This window comes from Mesorhizobium sp. LjNodule214 (assembly GCF_964252735.1).
GTDB lineage: Bacteria > Pseudomonadota > Alphaproteobacteria > Rhizobiales > Rhizobiaceae > Mesorhizobium.
The window spans coordinates 771210-791624 of sequence record NZ_CAXUPE020000003.1 but is presented as its reverse complement, the minus strand read 5'-3'; the positions used below and the strand labels follow the sequence as shown (position 1 = coordinate 791624).

Sequence of the window (20415 nt, the reverse complement as noted above, 5' to 3'; positions counted from 1 at the left end):
CAGGATCGCCATGTATCAGCCTCCTCATTTCCAGGAAACGCGGCAGGACATCCTGCACGGGCTGATACGAGCGCATCCGCTGGGCCTGCTGGTCTCGAACGGCGACGAGGGCCCGGTCGCGAACGCAATCCCGTTCCTGCTCGACGCCGATATTGGCCCGAAGGGCAGGTTGCGCGCCCATCTGGCGAAGGCCAACCCGCAATGGCGGCTGCTGGCCGAGAGCCCCGCTTCGCCGGTGCTGGTCGTCTTCCAGGGCGCCGACGCCTATGTGACGCCGTCCTGGTACGAGACCAAGCGCGAGACCGGCAAGGTCGTGCCGACCTGGAACTACGCCATCGTCCAGGTGCGCGGCAAGGTCAAGGTGATCGAGGACCAAGCCTGGCTGGCGCAGCAGATCGTCGAACTGACGGCGTCGCAGGAAGGCAGCCGCAAGGCGCCCTGGGCTGTGACCGACGCGCCAGACAGCTTCATCCAGTCGCAGATCAAGGGTATTGTCGGGCTCGAAATCGAGATCACCGACATCAGCGGCAAGTGGAAGGTCAGCCAGAACCGGCCGGTCGCCGACCGCGTCGGCGTCGCCGAGGGGCTGGAGAGCGAGGCGCCGAGCGCAAGCGCGCCGGACATGGCCGAACTGGTCAGATCCTATGGCGGTATCGAGCGCGAATAACTGAGGCCGAGGCTCTTGGGTCAAACCCAATCACTCTGAACAACCGAGTTCGACCCGAAGCCGGCGTACGTCTCCCACGACGCGAACGGCAGCTTTGCGCCGCATATCCCACATTGAGGTCTCCTTGGTCGTTTCCCGAAAGCAGACGGTCGGCTCAGGCGGGATGAAGTCCGGGTTTGACCCATTTACCGCTCCGGGAACGGCAACTTTCCAAGTCATTTCGGACGTTGGACAAGTCGTCGCTAAAAGCGTGGTGCTCAGTGGGGTTTCGCGACGGGCTGACTCGTCCCGAGCGCCATGGCGAGCGTGATGGAGGCCAGTTCCGCAAACTGGCGCTTGTACTCGGCGGAAAAGTCGCCGAAGCGCGAGGCCACGGCCGTAACCGTTTGCTCGCCGGGGTGGCGCGGCGCACGGTGCGGCGCTATGCAGTTGGTGCGTATAGCTGGTAGCCCTAGCGATTAAACGAGGGGACTGTGTCCGTGAGACCGCGACGCTTCTGCGCCGTGCGGTCCCACGGGCAAATCGACAACGCATTCCCGCACACGTCTCGCAGTAAAGTTGGTATGCATATGCGAGGAGAGGGTAACAGATGAAACACAATCTCGGCTTGCCGCAACCGTCCGACGCGACGCCGACGCTCCTGTTTCCGAAGACGTGATGCAAAAGCAAAGTCAGATCTCATGTCTTCTCCAGGTGTGACCGGCTCATCCCGCCCCGCGGGCTGGGGCTTGGCCGCAAAGCTGTTTACAACCCTCGTCCTTCTTGGCGCGATCGCGGTCTTGGTGACCGGGGCGCTCGGTTACTTCCGCGCCCGCGACGCTCTCGAAAAAGCAGTCTTCGACCAACTCACGGCCGCCCGTCAGACCAAGACGCGCCAGGTTGAAAACTACTTCCGCACGATCCAGGCGGAGCTGCGCCTGCTTGCCACTTCCAAGATGGTAGTCGATGCGACACGCGAGTTCCGGATCGCGGTCGACCAGCTCGACCGGGCAGGCGCGCCGCCTGAACTGCGGCAGAAGGTCGGCGATTGGTACGCTGAGAACTTCATCCCCGGAATGACGCGCACCCTGGGCAGGGAACCAGCCCTGTCGGACTACCTGCCGGTCGGTGGTGCCCCCTACTATCTGCAGTATCACTACATTGTGGAAAATCCCAACCCGGCGGAGCGGCGCAAGCTTGTCGACGACGCCGGCGACCGAAGCGAATACTCCAGGCTTCATGCCATATATCATCCATTGATGCGCGCTGCGGCTACCACGGTCGGCTTTTTCGATTTCATGATTGCCGATCCCAAATCAGGTCGCCTGATCTATACGGTCGAGAAGGAGCTGGATTTCACCACGTCTCTTCAGTTCGGTCCGTACCGCCGCACCAACGTCGCGGCCGCCGTCGCCCGCTGCTCGCAGATCGCAGACCCGTCAGCCATCTGCCTCGAAGATTTCGCCTCCTATGCGCCATCAGGCGGCGCACCGATCGCCTTCATGGCAGCACCGGTGATCGCCCAGGGCGTCGTCATCGGCGTGCTGGTCGCGCAATTGTCGAATGATGAGATCGACAACGTTGTCACCGGCGATCGCCGCTGGCGGCAGGAAGGGTTCGGCGACACGGGTGAGGCCTATCTCGTCGGACCCGATTATCTGGTGCGCTCTGGCCCGCGGGCGTTCTACGAGAACCGGGAAAACTACTTCGCCGACCTCAAATCCGTCGGCGCTTCGGACGAGGAGATCGCCGCCATTCAGCGTTACCGGACACCAGTGCTGCATCAGCGCATCGACACCAAGGCCACCCGTGCCGCGCTCGCCGGTGTCGAGGGCACGGGCGAGATCATCGGATACCGTGGCGTCCCGACGCTCGCTTCATGGGGACCGCTCGCGATTTCCGATGTCAAGTGGGCTCTCGTCGCCAAGATCGACAGCGCCGAGGCCTTCGCACCGATCGCCGAACTCCGCCGGGATCTGCTGCTCGTCGGGGGACTGGCGCTGCTCGTGGTGGCCGCCACCGCCGCCTGGCTTTCGCGCGCGCTGCTCGGACCGCTCCGCGATCTCACTGCCGGGGTGAAACGCTTCTCTGCTGGCGACTATGCGGTCAGCGTGCCGGTCCGCACGCGCGACGAGATTGGCGAGCTCTGCTCAGCCTTCAATGGCATGGTTGAGGATCTGCACCAAAAGAATGTCGTGATCGAGAACAAGAACCGCGAGAACGAGCTGCTGCTGCTCAACGTCCTGCCGGCACCGATCGCCAATCGGCTGCGCAGTGGCGAGGAGGGGATCGCCGACGGCTTCGCCGAGGTCACGGTCGCCTTCGCAGACCTGGTCGGGTTCACGGCGCTGACATCGGAGATGCCGCCGCACGATGTCGTGACGTTTCTCAACGGACTCTTCACGCGCTTTGACGTTGCCGCCAATGATCTCGGTATCGAGAAGATCAAGACGGTGGGCGACGCCTATATGGCGGTGTGCGGCCTACCCGTGCCGGTGGCCAACCACGCCGAGCGCATGGTCCGCATGGCCATCCGCATGGTCCACATTACCCGCGAGCACGCGATGGAACACAACGTCTCGATGAAGCTCAGGGTTGGCGTCAACAGCGGGCCAGTGGTCGCCGGCGTCATTGGGAAGAGTAAGTACATCTATGATTTATGGGGTGACACAGTGAACCTGGCGAGCCGCATGGAGTCTGGCGGAATTCCCGACTCCGTTCAGGTGACGCGCCCCGTCTACGAACAGCTCAAGGACCAATTCGTCTTCGAGCCGCGCGGCGCTATCGAAGTCAAAGGCAAGGGAAAAGTGGAAGCCTGGGTATTGAGATTTTAGTCGCGGGGCACCTCCGATGCCGGCTTGCCCTCCACCTATACGCCGTCAACGGCTTTCGCCGCGGGCGCGCGAGTAGCACCTGGTACTCAAGCCGATTGGAATGGTACGCACTACGAAGTGCTTCTGACGCCGCGCGAGACCGGCGGAAAGTTTGGGGCATTTGCATCCGGTGCTGGTCCGGGCGATGGACCGCCGCGCCACCGCCATCCCAAGTCCGACGAAGTCTTCGTCATTCTCCAAGGGCGGCTACGCTTCTGGTGTGCCGGGGAAGCTTCCGAACGTACCGCCGGAGAACTATTCTACATTCCCGCTGGCGTTGAGCACACGTTCGTCGTCGTTGAGCGTGCACGATGGATCGCCCGTTCTGTCCCCGGGTGGTCTCGAAAGCTTTTTCCCGACGGTTGCCGCACAGGGGTTGGAGATTCCGCGCGATCTCGTAGAAGTCAAAGCGATCGCGGCCCAATTCGATATGGAGATTACCGGGCAACCCTTAGTCGTCGCTGGACCATAGGCGCCGAACTGAACACCATCCGGTCAGGGTCGAGATCGATCTGCCCCTCGAACCAAGCCCAGCGCCGGGTTGGAGGCACTTTGTTGTCGGCAAGCGAGCGCAGCTAAGTGTCGTTTGGGCGCGATTTCAGACCGGCTTGCGACCCCACACTTGAGTGACGACGAATGTCAGGCCCGTGGTTTGCGGATCACCTGCAACTTGCTCGCATTCAACGATCGCCTCATCCAGCTCGGATTTGGTCATCAGGCCAGCGTCCAGAATTCGGTTCCTTAGCGACGTCGCGAACTGGATAGGCAGCCGCAGGTACGGGTGACCGGGCGCTAGGGCAACAACGGCCGCGCGCACGCGCAAGTCCTCAGCTCCCCGCTCGCGCAGCATCTTGTGAGTACGTCGGCCTGCGTCGAAATCACCTCCGCCGCGGCGGAATGCTTCGAGAATTGCGGCCTTCAGCCGGTCCCACGCGTCAGACGGCGGGTAGCAGCGCCACGCCGCGCTGTCCGGCTCCTGGATCGCAATGATGCCGCCAGGCTTCGTCAACCGCCAAAGCTCGTCCATCAGCTGCGCATCCCGGCCGACCGGCGCAAAGAGGAAACGGACGTGCGCGAGGTCAAACGAGTTGGCGGGAAGCGGGGAGGCGTAGGCGTCAGCTTCCAGGATCTCAACCTTCGGCAGATTGTTTTCGGCGATAAAGGCGCGGGCGGCGCGAAGCTGCATGGCATCGATGTCGACACCTACGATGCGCCCTGAAGCCCCGGCGCGCCGCGCCAGAGACCCAAGGATGCCCATGGCCCCGCAACCGAGATCCAAGCAGTGCCAGCCCTCCATCGGGCCAAGGCTGTCAAGCCACGCCTCTGTCTCCGGCTCCCATACGCGCGCCTGGAGGCGCAGGCGCTCAAGCTCTGAAGCGCTGTCCGACAGCAAATAGTCGGCACTGGACATCGTCTGGACCCTCCGCTTGGCCACGAACCCTACGACGGATCAACGAAGGACCAAAGACGTGTTGCCAGGCAGGCTTTAACTGACCGGGCAAAGCCGGTTCGCGACACCCTGGACCCAGTCCGCTTTCTAGCCCAGTCACCCGAAAACGGAAAGTCCGCTTCCGGCCAAACTGCGGTCATTCGAGAAACGGCGGTGGATGACCGTTTCTGGCGCAACCTGCGCATTCTGGCTATTGAGCCGAACGGCAACTTCCCACCCATCCCGGCCATTGGCGACCCTGACGATTGAGTTTTGACCCTAAGGTCGGTCCGCGGCGACGCGATCTTCGCCCTGTCTGGACGCCACTCGACTGTTGCCTGCCCCGCCATAGCCTGCGAGCCGAAAGGTCGTCTTGCGTATGGGCAGCTTGGCCGACGTCCGGCGGAAGATGAAGCCGAGCCGGGCAAAGACCAGTCCGCACAGGATCGCACTGGCGCAGCCGAGGCCGAAGCCGGCGACGGTGTCGCTGGGATAGTGCGCGCCGACGAACACCCGCGTCGAGGAGATACACGCGGTGATTGCCAGCGCGATGTACCAGCGTCTCGGAAACAAGAGCAGCGCGACGCCGAACACGGCGCCCATGGTGGTGGCGTGGCCGGACGGGAAGCCGGCAAAGCGCGCATCCATGGCGAAGGGATGCAACGACAACACCCCGAAATCGTCGAAATAGCGCGGACGCGCCCGCCCGATGCCGTATTTCAGCAGATTGACGGCAATGCCCGAAAGACCGACCGCGCCGAGCACCAGAAAGGCAAAGCAGGTCCAGTTGTAGACGAGCATCCGCGCGCGCCGGGAAAGGCTTCGCCAGTCGGTGAGGTTGGCGGCGACAAGGCAGAGTGCGGCCGGGATGAGATACCAGCCGCCCAGGCCGAAGTCGGTGAAAAACTCGGTGAAGCGGGCAAGCCCGTGAGGCCATTCCCCCCAAAGCGTCCCTGCCGCATGGTCAAGGCGGAAGAAGACTGCCGCCGTGAGCATGATCCAGGCGAGCAGCCAGACCGGCCACGCTATGCGCGGATAGTCGGCCTTGCGCACGGCAAAGCGCCTTCGCACGATCCGCATCGTGTCGAGAAAGTTGCCGAGCGACCGGCGGAACACCGCGGGCGGGGCCATCGACGTCTTCACTGGTCCACCCGGTAGAGGCCGAGCGCCAGCTTGTCTCCCGACGAGTAGTTAAGGCCGTCGATCTCGGCCAGCCGGCGCGCAGATTTGCCTTGTCCGGCCAGAGCGTCGTTCAGTTTCTTCTCGTCACCGACAGGCGCCAGTCCGAGCGCGCAAGCCGGGTCGTCGAGCAAGTGCTTTCCGACGCCATCGACATCGGTCAGGATCGTCTTCGTGCCGACCAGGAAGACCAGGCTCGGCTCATGATACGGCGCGGAGGCGAGCACGCTCGTCTCGCACGGGCGGTTTGCCTCGACGGCAGCCTTGATCGCCGGGCTCAGCCAGATCGGCTTCAAGGATGGGGCGATGACGCCGAACAGCAGGGAGAAGGTGATGCCGGCGCAAACGGCGATGGCGCCGATACGGGCGAGCGGCACCTGCAATTGGCGCGGGAAGGCGAGATAGCCGGCGGCGAGTGCGGCAAGGGCCGTCGGGATGCTCCACCAGGAGAATGCCTTGGCCAGATAGAGCGGCGCGCCGATGCAGACGACTGCCAGGCCTATGGAGACCACGACAAGCCCAAAGGCGGTCGACCACCACAGCCAGGACTGCCAGCGCCGGAGCGGCGCATTCGCCTCCTCGGCCGGCAAGGTGAGCAGCCAGCCGATCAGCAGCGCCATGCCCGGATAGGCCGGCATGACATAATGCGGCAGTTTGGTCGGGATCAACTCGAACACCAGCCAGAACGGGATGTACCAGGCGAGGCAGAAGCGCAGGCGCGGGTCGTCCCAGAAGCGGTTGATTGCCTGCAACCCGGCGCCAACCGCAATCAGGCCGAACGGCCACATGAACAACGAATAGGTCAGCATGTAGAAGCCGGGCGGAAGCCCGTGCGACTCCTCGCCCTGCGCGACCTTGGCTATCATGTCCTTGCCGACGGCCTCCTGCAGAAAGGCGCCGCCGCTCTTCCAGGTGATGAGCGCGACCCAAGGCAGCACCATCAGCAGAACAAGCGTAACACCGCGCACAAGCTTCAGCTTCAACAGCCAGCGCCAGTCACGCTCGAAGGCGAACAGCGCTGCGACCGTCAGGACCGACAGTAGCGGGCTCACGGGGCCTTTGATCAGGATTCCCGCGCCCTGGGCGATCCAGAAGACCCACGGCAGATGGCCGGCAACCGGTTCGTTCCGGCGCGAGGCCAGGTAGATCTGCGCCAGCGCACCCTGCGCAGCCACGCAGCAGGCCAGAAGCATGGCGTCTGTCTTGGCGTCGCGGCCCTCGAAGGCAGTGGCAAAGATCGCGGCCATCATCAGGCCGGCGGCGAGACCGGCCTTGGCGCCGAAGAGTTTTGTGCCCGTCCAGGCCATGCCGACGACGGCCAGGGCGATACCCAGGGCCGACACCAGGCGATAGACCCAGATCGGGGCTTCGGCCCCCTGCCCGCTCAGCGCGACCGCCGCCGATTGCAGCCAGTAGATGCCGATCGGCTTCTTGTAGCGGGAGACATCCTGAAACCGGATATCGACATAGTCGCCGGTCTCGACCATCTGCTTGGTGGCCTGGACGAAGCGGGACTCGTCGCGATCGACGGGCGGAAGGCTCATCAACCCGCCGACCGTCATCAGCAGGCTGAACAGAAAGAGGATGAGGTAGTTCCTGTTCATGTGCGGGAGGCCGGATTCCTGACTTGATCTGCGGGGCGGTCGATTGGCCTCGTCGCGGCGCTTCGGGCGAAGCCGTTGCGCGGCGCCTCATTACGCCAGCCAAAACGATGAGGCAAGGATTCGCAAATGGCATCCGCGCGGGCCGCGAACCGGATTCCACTTTTTGCTGATCGCGCTTGCCAGATGAAGCGCGATCGGACGCAAAACCGGAAACCACTTTTGCTGATCGCCGGTCTTTTGTTGGCGGGCGATCGGACGCAAAACCGGAAACCACTTTTGCTGATCGCCGGTCTTTTGTTGGCGGGCGATCGGACGCAAAACCGGAAACCACTTTTGCTGATCGCCGGTCTTTTGTTGGCGGGCGATCGGACGCAAAACCGGAAACCACTTTTGCTGATCGCCCGCGGATGCTAAACGCCCGCGTTCATATCACGCCCGGCGGCCGCCGCCGGGTGCTTTCGGGAAAGAAACAATGTTCGCCTTCAAATCCGATTTCCTGCGCACGATGAGCGAGCGCGGTTTCATCCACCAGACCTCGGATGATGCCGGCCTCGACCAGCTTTTCGCCACGGAAACGGTGAGCGCCTATATCGGCTTCGACGCGACCGCCAGGAGCCTGCATGCCGGCTCGCTGATCCAGATCATGATGCTGCACTGGCTGCAGCAGACCGGCCACCGGCCGATCGCGCTGATGGGCGGCGGCACCTCGATGATCGGCGACCCGTCCTTCAAGGACGAGGCGCGCAAGCTTTTGACGCCGCAGGATATCGAGGACAATCTCGTCGGCATCCGCCGCAACTTCGCGCCCTACCTCAGATTCGGCAGCGGCGCGCACGACGCGGTCATGGTCAACAACGCCGACTGGCTGATGGAGATCAACTACGTCAACTTCCTGCGCGATGTCGGCCGGCATTTTTCCGTCAACCGCATGCTGGCTTTCGATTCCGTCAAGCTCAGGCTCGACCGCGAGCAGTCGCTGTCGTTCCTCGAATTCAACTACATGATCCTGCAGGCCTACGACTTCGTCGAACTCTACAAGCGCGTCGGCTGCCGGCTGCAGATGGGCGGCTCCGACCAGTGGGGCAACATCGTCAACGGCATCGATCTCGGCCATCGCATGGAAGGTGCGCAGCTTTATGCGCTGACCACGCCGCTGCTCACCACGTCGTCGGGCGCCAAGATGGGCAAGTCGGCTTCTGGCGCGGTCTGGCTCGATGCCGAGATGCTGTCGCCATACGAGTTCTGGCAATACTGGCGCAACACCGAGGACGCCGATGTCGGCCGCTTCCTGAAACTCTACACGACGCTGCCGCTCGCCGAGGTGGCGCGGCTCCAACAACTCGGCGGCTCGGAGATCAACGAGGCGAAGAAGATCCTCGCCACCGAGATCACCGCCATGCTGCATGGCCGGGAAGCCGCGGAGACAGCGAGCGAGACCGCGCGCAAGACCTTCGAGGAAGGTGCGCTCGCCGACACATTGCCGAGCGTGGACGTGGACAAGGCGGCGCTGGAAACCGGCGTCGGCATATTGTCGCTGCTGGTCACCGCCGGGTTGGCGGCCTCCAACGGCGAGGCGCGGCGGCACATACAGGGCGGCGCCGTGCGCCTGAACGACCAGCCGATCTCGGACGACCGCCGCATGGTGACACCTCAGGATTTGAGTCCGGAAAACGTCATAAAGCTTTCACTCGGCAAGAAAAAACACGTCCTGGCGCGACCGACCTGAGGCGATCAACTGCCCGCGGAAACATAAGCTCGGTTGTAACGACATTTGGTAGAAACACACGTCGTGCTACTTCCTGCCGCCGAAATGCGATCAGATCGCGGTGCAGGAGGCGTATTGCATGGATCAGTTGGCTATTGTCGTTCGTCGCGCGACGGAGCGGGATCAGCAAGCCATTCGCGCGTTGGTGCGTTCTGAGCGTCTGAACCCAAACGGCCTCAATTGGCCGAACTTCCTGGTTGCGTTAACCGGAGGCAGCATCATCGGTGCGGTGCAGATGCGCAAACATACGGACGGCTCGCGCGAACTCGGATCGCTTGTCGTGGCGAAGGAGGCGCGAGGCCGTGGGATTGCTTCGCGGCTGATCGATACGCTGCTTGCCGAAGATCGGGAGCCCGTTTGGCTGATCACAGCCGAGCCCAATGTCGGCGCCTATTCACGATGGGGTTTTGAACAAATCGAGACGCGGGCGGCGCCTGCGAAGGTGCGACGCAACCATCTGATGGGAAGCCTGGTGCGCATTATCTCCTTCGTCATGCGGCGACCGATGCGGCGGCTGGTGATTCTTGAGCGTCGTCCGGCAGGGGAATGGACAAGGCGAACGTCAGCATCGTGCCATGGGCGTGAACATGCTCGAGGCAAACGCGTAGCCGCTTAGGATCGAATTCAGTCGCTCAAACTGATCGGGGTTTGACCTCAGCGATATTCGAAGATCGACCTGAATATGCCGGGCGCGATCACCGACAGCGGGTTGATGTCCAGCACCGGCTTGTTGGCGTTGCCCTTCAGCCGGTAGGTGACGCCGATCAGGCCGCGATCCCGGCCATTGCCGAGCAGGGGGCCGAACAGCGGCAACTCGCCGAAGATGCGGTTGAGGCCATAGACCGGCATGAAGGTGCCGGTCATGTCCATATTGTTGCTCTGGTCGTAGAGCGTGCCCTGGAAGGTGGTGCCGATGCGCGGGCCGCGCAGCACGCCGTTCGCCAGTTTCAGATAGCCGGCGCCCTTGTCGATCTCGGCGAAGCCGCGCTCGAACTTGACCCGTGACGTATCGATGTCGGCCTTGACCGCCTGGCTCAAATTGCGGCTGTCGCCGGCCGGCGTCGTCGAGACGATCGAGGCAAGCTTCGGCTCATTGACGATGAAAAAGTTGCTGGAATCGACCTGGCCCTTCATCGGCCCGTCGCTCGCGCCTGCCATCGACAGCGCGATCGAGCCGCCTTCCATGTGCTCGTAGATGTTGAGGAAGCGCAGGATGGCGCCGGCATCGGCCGACTTCATGTTGAGCATGCGCTGGCCGTCGCCGGCCGTGTTGCTGATGGTTATCGCGGCGCCCGAACTTGCCGTTGCGCTCACTTTCAGCCCGTTCACCCTGGAACCGGCGGCGCTGTAGTCCAGCTTGAGATTGGACAGCACCTCGTTATGGAAGCCGGTCAGGGAGTTGACATCGGCGCTGACCGAAATCGCATCGGAGCCGGTGGTCTTGGTGGCGGTGTCGACGTCGGAGGTGAATTGCTTGATCAGCGACCGGGCGTCGAGCGCCTCGCCGCTGACGTCGACGGCGTAGCCCCTGCCTGACCGCTTGACCGAGACGGCGACATCGTCGCCCCTGTTCAGGGCGACGTTGCTGAAGCGGGCCGACGACAGAGCGCCGTTGACCAGCGTCACGTTGCCATTGACGGAAAAACTCTTTCCGTCGAGATCGAAATCCGACAGCGTCGTGGTGCTGCCGGACTTCGCCATGACGAAGGTGACCTTGGCGGGAACGCCAGCACCCTTGCTCCAACCTGCCCAGGGGATATCCAGCCTGGCATTTGTGAGGTCGGCCGAGACGTTCTGCTCGCCGGCGCCGCTTTTGTCGATCGCCACCTTTATGGTTCCCGAAAGCAGCGGCGACAGGCCGGGCATGGCGGCTGCGCGTATCTTGTCGTCGAGCACCAGCGCGACCTTGCGGCTGCGCGGAGGGCCATCGTCCTTGAGCGGCTCGACGAGGTCGAGTTCGGCCGGGATGCCGTTGAGCAGCGCCTTGGCGGAGATCACCGCCTGATCGGGCCTGACCGTGATCGACCCGTCGGCCTCGGTCACCGTCTGGTCCTCGAACGGCTTGGCGAGCGACAGGTCCGTGTAGTCGAGCGATACCAGCCAATCCAGTTTCGAGGTGTCGACACCCGACTGCAGCGGAATGTCCGCCTTGACGTGGCCGGTTATCTCGCCGGACAGATCCTCCGGCGCAAGGCCGACATGGCGCATGGCGTTGATCGGCTCGTAGGATGCGAGTTCCGCGATCGCCGGCGCCTCGCCGGCGACGTCGATGTCGAGCGCGCCGATCACTGGCGGGCGGTTGGCCTGCTTGACCGTTAGCGTACCGTTGCTGGCCGCCACGGTGCGGCCGCTCGGCATGAAGACGCTGCCGGAGGTGAGTGCGACGTCGACGTCGTTGCCATGGAACGAAACCTCGCCCACGGCATCGCGGATCGGCGGAATGCGGCCGGCGGTGTCGAAGCGCGACCCTTCGATCTGGAAGCGGCCGAACACCTCATTGGCGGAAAGCGGAACGCCGTTGCCGAGACGATCCGGCACGACCTGGAATCCCATGCTGGCGTTGACGACACGGCCGCCAAACAAATTCTTCAGCACCCACAGACGGGCGTTGCGGGCGGAGAACCAGGGCCACAATTGCTTGACATGCGAGACCGGCATGTCGTGGATGTTGAGGGAGACGGATATGCCCGGCGCCTTGCCGTCGACAAAGGTAACCGAGGCCGTGCCCATGACCTCGCTCGTGGATCCCGACCGGACCCCGATCTGCTCGGCGACGAGCTTGTGGCTTCTGGTCTGGTAGACGCCGGCAACGCGCGCGACGAAGTTGAGCGCCGGCTCCGGCGACTCGGAAGGCGACAAGATCGAACGGTCGCTGGTCAGGTCGTAGCGGTAGGATGGCTCCTCGCCCGCCGTGCCGGTGGCCGGCTTCGGTCCGATCGAACCGGCGAAGTCGAAGGTCGAGCGACCGGTCTTGAGCAGCAGCCTGTCGACCTGGACCTTGTTCGAGCCGGAGATGAGCGTGGCATTGGCATCGACGTCGGCCGGAAGCAGGCCGCGCGTGCCGAGATCGAGTACGGAACCGGCAAGTGACAGGGAAGCCACAAGCCGTGAGGCGGTCTCGCCCGCTCCTTCCGATCCCGTCAATTTCAGCGCCACCGTGCCCAGCTTTCCGCCGGCGGCCGTGGCGGCACCTTCAGCCTGGGCCAGTTCCACGCTGGCGTCCAGCGCGCTAACGCGCCGTGTCGTGGTGTCGCGCGTGGCCGTGGCGGCGACGGTGAGCGCCCTGCCGTCGATATCGGCCTTGGCTGAAAACTGCATGCTGCCCGGCCCTGTCTGCAGAACCGAGGCGTCGGCGACGGTGACCCGCGTGACGGAGCCGGTGTCCGGCAGCACGAACTCGACATTCCTGAGGTCGATCTGACGCATCGAATCCTCGCGCACGGCGTCGAGCGCGTGGTTGACGTTGGCGAACACCGCGTCGGCGAGCTTCTCCGGATCGACGAGCCCGTCTTCGTTGCGCAGCGCTGCCGTCCAGTCGCCGCCACCCGACGGCATCGTCGCAGCCATGATGTGCGCGTCGGAAATCCTGGCGCTGGTCAGCCGCACCTCGCCCGAAAGCAGCGGGATCAGCCTTATGCCGAAACGTACACGCCCGGCATCGGCCATCGGCTTGCCGTCGGCGGTCTTCAAGACGACGTCGCTCACCTGCAAGGCGATGAAGCTCGAACCATCGAGAGTCAGTCGTGCCGGCCCGACCGCGACATCGACATCGACGCCGGCCAGTTTCTCGATTGCCGTCTCGGCCTCGGCCCGAAGCCGTTCGGTGCCGAAGCCCGACGAACCGAGCACATAGACGCCGGCCGCGGCCAGCAGCACCAGCACGCAAAGGCCGGCAACCAGCCGCCCAAGAATTCGAAAGCCGCGGCCGATCTTGGCGCGGCCGAGCGGCGGTACCTTGCATGCAGACGGAAAAGCCCCCAGGTCGGTGATCTCGTCACGCCTGAACCTGATCTTCTCGTGCTGCGGTTCTTCCTGATCCACGCAATATTCCGTTGTAGCGAATTCGATCGTGGACGAATCCCCGCTCGACACTATATCGATGCGGCTTGGCGCGTAACCGCAAACAAGGGCATCGATATGGCTGATCTCGACGTGGGCGACCATGCGCCGCAATTCGACCTTCCGCGCGACGGTGGCGGGTCGCTCAGCCTCGCCGCGTATTCCGGAAAGCCTGTTGTACTCTACTTCTACCCGCAGGACGACACCTCAAGCTGCACCACCGAGGCGATCAGCTTCTCGCAGCTGAAACCGCAATTCGAGAAGGCCGGCGCGGTGGTGATCGGGCTGTCGCCGGACAGCATCAGGAAGCACGACAAGTTCAAGCAAAAATACGATCTGACCGTCGACCTCGTAGCCGACGAGGAGCGCAAGGTGATCGAGGCCTACAATCTGTGGGTCGAAAAGACGATGTACGGCCGCAACTATATGGGCGTCGAGCGCGCGACGTTCCTGATCGGCAAGGACGGACGGATCGCCAGGATCTGGCGAAAGGTCCGGGTCAAGGGCCATGCCGAAGAGGTGCTGGAGGCGGTGCGCGCGCTTTGAGGCGCACGCAAGCGCAGGCTGTTCCCTTCCCCGCAACCCGATGCGCGTCCTGCGGGCATTCGTTACCGGCACCCTCGGTCCGGCAAAGCTTTGTTAACCCTAATAATGTGTAATCAGGCTCGTCGTTGATGTCGTAACGAAAGCTTGGTCCCGTGAACCTAACCGGTCAGTCAGCGGTCTTCGGCAGGCGCAAAGAGCCCCACACGGTCATCATCGCCCGGGGCAATGAGATAAGACATTTCACCATCCGCCCCTGGCTTGCCGCCTTCATCGGCTCGGCGCTGGCGGCGATCGCCATCGGCTACCTGCTGGCGACCTCCTATCTGGTGCTGCGCGACGATCTCATTGGCGCCACCACGGCACGCCAGGCACGCATGCAGCAGGCCTATGAGGACCGCATCTCGGCGCTTCGCGCCCAGGTCGATCGCATCACCAGCCGTCAGCTTCTCGACCAGCAGCTCATGGAAACCAAGGTGAGCGAGCTTCTCGAGCGGCAGACCCAGCTCAGCCAGCGCCACGGCCGCCTCGGTCCGATCCTCGAACGCGCCGAGAGCGAAGTCGGCACCGCGCCCTCAGCAAGCGATGCCGTCGCCAAGCCCGACGAACATGCCGATGTGACCGGCAGCATCGATCAGCCAGGTACCTATTCAGTCGCAAGCCTTGCCGCCAATCCGGGCATCGGCGACACCAGGCCGTTCTCGCTGTGGTCGACGCGCTCCGACCCGCTGCCCAGCGATTCGGCCGCCGACCGTGCCGACAAGCTGTTCGTGTCGATCAACCTGTCGCTCAAGGCCATCGAAACCGAACAGCTTACCCGCGTCGCCACGCTTGCCGACAACGCCTACAAGAGTGCCGATGCCATAACCCAGGCGCTGCAGGCAGCCGGGCTGCCGGTCGACAGCGACTTCGGCAAGAGCGATGCCGGCGGCCCGCTGATCCCGGTCGATGGCTCGATGATCTTCGACAGCAAGGTCAAGGAACTGGACGAGGCGCTGGACGCGCTCGACCATCTGAAGAAGGAAGCGCGGAAGCTGCCGCTCGCCAACCCCGCCCCCGGCCATTCCGTCACCAGCCCGTTCGGCGTGCGCACCGACCCGATCCTCGGCACCGCGGCGCTGCATTCAGGCATGGATTTCAGGGCCCCGATCGGCATGGCGGCCAAGGTCACGGCGCCTGGTGTCGTCGTCAAGGCCAGCTGGAACGGCGGCTATGGCCGCATGGTCGAGGTCGATCACGGCAATGGCTTTGCCACGCGCTACGGGCACCTCAGCGAAATCGACGTCACCGTCGGCCAGAAGCTCGCGGCCGGCGACGTCATCGGCAAGACCGGCAGCAGCGGCCGCTCGACCGGCCCGCATCTGCACTACGAGGTGCGCCACAATGGCGAGGCGGTCGACCCGCTGCGTTTTCTCACCGTCGGCAAGAAGGTCGAGCAGTACCTCTAGGATTTCACTGTGCGTCGGGATTTTCCCGCCGCGTCGACAGAAACATCGTCGCTGCCGAGGCCAGAGTGGCCGCCCCGACTTTCAGGGCGGCCTCGTCGATGCGGAACCTGGCATGGTGGAGTGGAAAGACCGATCCGATCTCTTCATTGCGGATTCCGAGCCGGAAATAGACCGACGGGCGTTTCTCGCTGTAGTAGCCAAAGTCGTCGGCGATGGTCCATCCGGGCGTGTTGAGAACATTGTCGGCCCCGACGCAGGCCTTGGCGCTGGCGACAACCAGCTCAGTCATCTCGACATCGTTGACGACCCCCGGCTCACCCTTATGGATGTCGACCTCAACACTCGCTCCATGGCTCGCTGCTATCCCCTCGAGTATCGCACGAACGCGGCGCCAGGCCCACTCGCGGGTTGCGTCGCTGCCGCTGCGAATGGTCCCTTTCAATGTGACCTTGCCGGCGATCACATTGTAGGCGCTACCGCCGTTGATGGTGGTAACGGATATGACCAACGGGTCGTAGGGGTCGGTCTCGCGCGAGACGATCTTCTGCAGTTCCGTGACCATCGAACATGCCACGGCTATCGCATCGATCCCTTCATACGGCTTTGCCGCATGCGCGGCCGAGCCCGTGACGATCGCATCGAACGTATCGCAAGCCAGGGTGTACGGACCGGAGCGGACGGCGATCCTGCCGGACTGCGTGTACGGATCGACGTGAACGCAGATGGCGGCGTCGACATCGTCGAGTAGCCCCTCTTCCACCACCCGTCTCCCGCCCGACGGTTCGTCTTCCTCCGCGGGCTGGAAGATGAGGCGCACGGTTCCGCCAAAGTCATCCCGCGACCGATGAAGATGCGCGGCAACCGCAAAGCCCATCGATGCGTGCGCGTCGTGACCGCATGCGTGCATCACGCCTGGATTTATCGACGCATAGTCGACACCGGACTCCTCCTCGATCGGCAAGGCATCGATGTCTGCCCGAATGACCAGTTTGCGATTTGAAGGCTTGCCGGTGCCGACAATATCGACGGCCAGACCGAAGCCCGCGACGTCGCGAATGTCGGCAATCCCCTGAGCAGCCAGCATCTGCCGCAGGTAACGCTGCGTGTTCGCCTCGTGGTTCGAAAGCTCCGGATTGCGATGCAGATGCCGGCGAATCTCGATCATCCGATCGAGAATCCCGGCATCGATATTGATCGGGACGGGAGCCGCGGCTCCGCCGACCGCCCTTGGTTCATCAGGCTTTGACATGGATGTCTCGCGGGAACTTGGTCAGGGTCTCATTGCCGGTTTCGGTCACCAGGATGGTCTCGCTGATCTCGATGCCCCAACCATCCATCCACATGCCAAGAATGGAATGCACGACGTTGCCAGGCGCAAGCACCGTCTTGTCGCCCGGCCTGAGGCTGATCGTGTGTTCGCCCCAATCCGGCGGGTAGGCGACGCCGATGGAATAGCCGATACGCGACTCCTTCTTCAGCCCGTAGCGTTGAATGACCTTGCGCCACGCAGCTTCGACCGCCTCGGCGGTCGTTCCTGGCCTGGCCGCATCGAGCACCGCGTCCATGCCCTCGATCACCGCCTTTGCCGTGTCCGAAACGTTTGTCGGCGTCTTGCCAAGCTGCAGCGTTCTTGCGAGCCCGGCGGCGTAACGACGGCAAACCCCGGCGAGTTCCAGGGCAATCGTCTCGTTCTCCCCGAACCGCCTGTCGCTCCACATGATGTGCGGGGCGGAGGCATTCTCGCCACCGAGAATCGTCGGAGGCAGGGCGGTGATATCGCCCGCGAAGTCCGGGCTGCCGGCGATCTGCGCCGCCTGGATGGCGGCGATCGCATCGCATTCGCGAACGCCTGGTGCAATAATTTCGAAGGCTCGCGCGACCGCCGCTTCAGCCAGTGACGATGCCTTTCGCAAATAATCGATCTCGGGCGCCGATTTGACCGCGCGAATCCAGTTCACCAGAAGATCGGCGTCATGCAGTTTGGCATTGGGCAATCCGGCGACAAGCCGGGCATGCCCTTTCGGCGAGAAATAGTAGGCTTCGAGCTCGATGCCGATGTGACGATTGCCCCAGCCCTTCGCGACGATCCAGCCTGCTATCCAGTCCATGGGATGGCGATCGGCGCGTTGAACATAATCTTCCGGGAAGCCGACCACGTTCTCGGCCTTCATCCAGGCGGTGAGGAGACCGCCGGCTGCATCCATGGCGCGGCCAATCCAGACCGGCTCGACCTCTTCGATCGGAACGAGCACCATTTGGGGCGTGTAGAATGACCAGCCATCATAGCCGGTAATGTAGTGCTGGTTGGCGACATCGTTCACGACCAGAAGTTCGATGCCGCGCCTTGCCATCTCGGTGCGGATCTTTCGAAGCCGCTGCTGGTATTCGTCGCGCGTAAACGGCAATTCGATCATCTTGTCCCCATGCCTTGCTGGATCAACGGTCGCGGGCGAGCCGCCGCTCACCATTGAAATGCTTTCGACCTGGCGGCAATCGGCCAAGGCGGCGCATAAGCAGGTCCTAAACCCGATACGTCCAAACACGACTTTCCCTTTGCCGGCGGCATGGTCGGCTCCCGATACCTTCATCCCAAGCGACGTCGGTGATTTGCCCCACCGCTCGGGGAAGAGCCGTTGACTCGACCTTAGTTGTAGGATGATATGTATCACCCTATCTCCAGACATTGTTGTTCATGACCGTTCACCGCCTTTCGCCAAAAATCCTCAGCGCCATGGAAGGCGCTGTCGGGCAAAGCCATGTCGCCGTCGATGCCGGCGACATGGCGAAATACCTTGGCGACTGGTCGGGCGATCACCATGGCGGCGCCCTTGCCGTGCTGAAGCCGGCTTCGGTTGCCGAGGTTCAGGCGGTGGTGCGGCTGTGCGGCGCGCTTGGGCTGGGCATCATCCCGCAAGGCGGCAATACCGGGCTGGTGGCGGGAGCGATCGACATCGAGACGCGTGGCGCCGTTGTCGTCAGTCTGGAACGGCTGAACGCCATCCGCCTCGTCGACGCCGAAAATTTCGTCCTGCAGGCCGATGCTGGCTGCATCCTGCAGGACATCAAGAACGCGAGCGAGGCGCAGGACTGCCTGTTTCCGCTGGCGCTCGGCGCCCAGGGCAGCTGCCAGATCGGCGGCAATGCGGCCAGCAATGCCGGCGGCATCAATGTTCTGCGCTACGGCATGGCGCGCGATCTCATCCTCGGCCTCGAAGTCGTGCTGCCGGACGGCGAGCTGTGGAGCGGCTTTTCCGGTCTGCGCAAGGACAATCGCGGCTATGACTTGAAGCAGCTTTTCATCGGCAGCGAGGGGACGCTCGGCATCATCACCGGCGTCGAGCTGAAACTGTTTCCAAAACCCATTCGGGTCGAAACGGCCTATCTCGGTCTTGCCTCGTTCGAAGCAGCCGTCGCGCTGTTCCGGCAGGCGCGCCGGGCCTCGGCCGACCTGATGTCGGCCTTCGAGATCATCGGTTCGGAGTGCATCGCGCTGGCGCGCCTGATCGACGCCGATATCGCCTCACCGGTCGAAGCTCCAGTCCATGTGCTGATCGAACTGTCCGCAAGTGCCGCGGTCGATCTGCGCGCCCTGCTGGTCGACTTCCTGTCCGGCGCCATGGAGAGCGGTCTGGTCACGGCAGCCGTGCTTGCCGAGAGCGGCGCGCAAGCCCGGTCCTTCTGGGCGATCCGCGAAGGGCTGGTCGAGGGCCAGGCAAAACGCGGCTATCATGTACGCACCGACCTTGCAGTCAGGATATCGGACGTCCCTGCCCTCGTCGATCAAGCCCGCCGCTTCGTTGCGCTGAACCATCCCGGCTGGCTGCCGCAGGCCTACGGCCATGCCGGCGACGGCAACATCCATTTCAACGTCCTGCCGCCAGCAGGCCTTGCCGAAAGCGAGGCGCGTGCCAGGGGCGCCGACATTACCGCCGGGCTATACCGGATCGCCGGCGCGCTCGGCGGCTCGATCAGCGCCGAGCACGGCATCGGCCGCACCCGCCACCGCGCCTTCTGGGCCGGCCTGGCGCCGACCCATCGCCGGCTCGTCAGCGCGCTGAAGGATGCGCTCGACCCGCAAGGGCTGATGAACCCCGGCTGCCTTCTGCCTTTGACGGAGACCTCTTCATGAAGCAAAGACTGGCCGCCATCGGCACCATAGAAGCGCTGCCGCACCGTGTCGCCGCCTTCCTCAGCCGCGAGATCGACTCCGGCGAGCTCAATCCGGGCACAAGGCTGCCGACGGAACTGCAGCTTTCGGAAAAATTCGGTGTCAGCCGCAACGTGGTGCGCGAAGCAATCGCGCAGCTCCGCGCCGACGGCATGATCGAGGCGCGGCAAGGCGTCGGCGCCTTCGTGCTGGCGCCGGAGCAGCGCGCCTCGATCCGCATCGACGGCGAAGCGTTGAAAGACACCGAGAATATGGAGCGGCTGTTCGAGCTGCGCTGCATCCTCGAGGCAGAGTCGGCAGCGCTTGCCGCCGAGCGGCGTGGACAAGAGCACCTCGACGCCATCAAGGCAGCGCTTGATCGCATGAGCGGCGAGGAACGCTGGGAAGAAGGCAGCATCGACGCCGATCTTCTGTTCCATCGCGAGATCGCACGCGCCACCGGCAACAGCTACATCCACACGTTCATCTCCTTCGTCTGCGAACAGATCCGCCGCTCGATCCATTACGCCCGCCTGACCAACCCGCTGCACGACCTGGTCGACGTTAATGTCGGCGAGCATGTGCGCATCTACGAGGCGCTGGTGGCGGGCGATCCGGCGGCGGCGGAAGCCGCGATGCGCGCCCACATCATCGGCGCCGCCGAGCGTGTCGGCGTCAAGCTGCCCGCCGCGCGCGCCAAGCACTTAGGCAAGGGGAAATGA

Annotated in this window: 16 protein-coding genes; 10 read left to right on the top strand and 6 right to left on the bottom strand. The window is 63.7% G+C overall.

What is annotated here, in order from left to right; all coding sequences use genetic code 11:
- Positions 1-10 precede the first annotated feature (10 nt).
- From ACSQ3Z_RS29160 to ACSQ3Z_RS29150, 3 genes are all read left to right on the top strand, one after another.
- Positions 11-667 (top strand): FMN-binding negative transcriptional regulator, encoded by a 657-nt coding sequence (locus ACSQ3Z_RS29160; RefSeq protein WP_436174709.1) that lies wholly within the window; start codon positions 11-13, stop codon positions 665-667.
- Between the two features lie 728 nt (positions 668-1395).
- On the top strand, positions 1396-3480 hold the full coding sequence (locus tag ACSQ3Z_RS29155; RefSeq protein ID WP_436174708.1) for an adenylate/guanylate cyclase domain-containing protein: 2085 nt from the start codon (positions 1396-1398) through the stop codon (positions 3478-3480).
- Positions 3481-3597: 117 nt separating this feature from the next.
- A complete protein-coding gene (locus ACSQ3Z_RS29150; RefSeq protein WP_436175182.1) occupies positions 3598-4098 on the top strand; it encodes a cupin domain-containing protein in 501 nt (166 codons plus the stop codon).
- 19 nt (positions 4099-4117) lie between these two features.
- Here ACSQ3Z_RS29150 and ACSQ3Z_RS29145 read toward each other — a convergent pair whose 3' ends face one another.
- The 3 genes from ACSQ3Z_RS29145 to ACSQ3Z_RS29135 form a co-directional block, all read right to left on the bottom strand.
- A complete protein-coding gene (locus tag ACSQ3Z_RS29145; protein ID WP_436174707.1) occupies positions 4118-4930 on the bottom strand; it encodes a class I SAM-dependent methyltransferase in 813 nt (270 codons plus the stop codon).
- Positions 4931-5227: 297 nt separating this feature from the next.
- Complete coding sequence (locus ACSQ3Z_RS29140; protein WP_436174706.1) at positions 5228-6079, bottom strand: phosphatase PAP2 family protein; 852 nt, start codon at positions 6077-6079, stop codon at positions 5228-5230.
- 8 nt (positions 6080-6087) lie between these two features.
- Positions 6088-7731: an ArnT family glycosyltransferase gene (locus tag ACSQ3Z_RS29135; protein WP_436174705.1), complete on the bottom strand. Its 1644-nt coding sequence runs from the start codon at positions 7729-7731 to the stop codon at positions 6088-6090.
- Between the two features lie 126 nt (positions 7732-7857).
- Here ACSQ3Z_RS29135 and ACSQ3Z_RS29130 point away from each other — a divergent pair, with 126 nt between their 5' ends.
- From ACSQ3Z_RS29130 to ACSQ3Z_RS29120, 3 genes are all read left to right on the top strand, one after another.
- Positions 7858-8145, top strand: a complete 288-nt coding sequence (locus tag ACSQ3Z_RS29130) for a hypothetical protein (RefSeq protein WP_436174704.1) — start codon at positions 7858-7860, stop codon at positions 8143-8145.
- Positions 8146-8203: 58 nt separating this feature from the next.
- The gene (gene tyrS, locus ACSQ3Z_RS29125) at positions 8204-9457 is read left to right on the top strand and encodes a tyrosine--tRNA ligase (protein ID WP_436174703.1); all 1254 of its coding nucleotides are present in this window, start codon (positions 8204-8206) and stop codon (positions 9455-9457) included.
- A 118-nt stretch (positions 9458-9575) separates the two neighbouring features.
- The gene (locus ACSQ3Z_RS29120) at positions 9576-10112 is read left to right on the top strand and encodes a GNAT family N-acetyltransferase (RefSeq protein ID WP_436174702.1); all 537 of its coding nucleotides are present in this window, start codon (positions 9576-9578) and stop codon (positions 10110-10112) included.
- A 38-nt stretch (positions 10113-10150) separates the two neighbouring features.
- On the opposite strand, the gene ACSQ3Z_RS29115 is transcribed toward ACSQ3Z_RS29120, so the two are convergent.
- Complete coding sequence (locus tag ACSQ3Z_RS29115; protein ID WP_436174701.1) at positions 10151-13537, bottom strand: hypothetical protein; 3387 nt, start codon at positions 13535-13537, stop codon at positions 10151-10153.
- Between the two features lie 96 nt (positions 13538-13633).
- On the opposite strand from ACSQ3Z_RS29115, the gene ACSQ3Z_RS29110 reads away from it, so the two are divergent.
- A complete protein-coding gene (locus tag ACSQ3Z_RS29110; RefSeq protein WP_436174700.1) occupies positions 13634-14101 on the top strand; it encodes a peroxiredoxin in 468 nt (155 codons plus the stop codon).
- 152 nt (positions 14102-14253) lie between these two features.
- Positions 14254-15546, top strand: a complete 1293-nt coding sequence (locus ACSQ3Z_RS29105; protein WP_436174699.1) for a M23 family metallopeptidase — start codon at positions 14254-14256, stop codon at positions 15544-15546.
- 4 nt (positions 15547-15550) lie between these two features.
- On the opposite strand, the gene ACSQ3Z_RS29100 is transcribed toward ACSQ3Z_RS29105, so the two are convergent.
- Together ACSQ3Z_RS29100 and ACSQ3Z_RS29095 are read right to left on the bottom strand one after the other, a co-directional pair.
- A complete protein-coding gene (locus ACSQ3Z_RS29100) occupies positions 15551-16795 on the bottom strand; it encodes a M20 metallopeptidase family protein (protein WP_436174698.1) in 1245 nt (414 codons plus the stop codon).
- Complete coding sequence (locus ACSQ3Z_RS29095; RefSeq protein ID WP_436174697.1) at positions 16782-17960, bottom strand: M24 family metallopeptidase; 1179 nt, start codon at positions 17958-17960, stop codon at positions 16782-16784. The genes ACSQ3Z_RS29100 and ACSQ3Z_RS29095 overlap by 14 nt, the downstream gene beginning before the upstream one ends.
- Before the next feature lie 278 nt (positions 17961-18238).
- Here ACSQ3Z_RS29095 and ACSQ3Z_RS29090 point away from each other — a divergent pair, with 278 nt between their 5' ends.
- Complete coding sequence (locus ACSQ3Z_RS29090; protein WP_436174696.1) at positions 18239-19675, top strand: FAD-binding oxidoreductase; 1437 nt, start codon at positions 18239-18241, stop codon at positions 19673-19675.
- Entirely contained in the window at positions 19672-20415 is a 744-nt protein-coding gene (locus ACSQ3Z_RS29085) for a FadR/GntR family transcriptional regulator (protein ID WP_436174695.1), read from the top strand. Before ACSQ3Z_RS29090 ends, ACSQ3Z_RS29085 begins: the two co-directional genes overlap by 4 nt.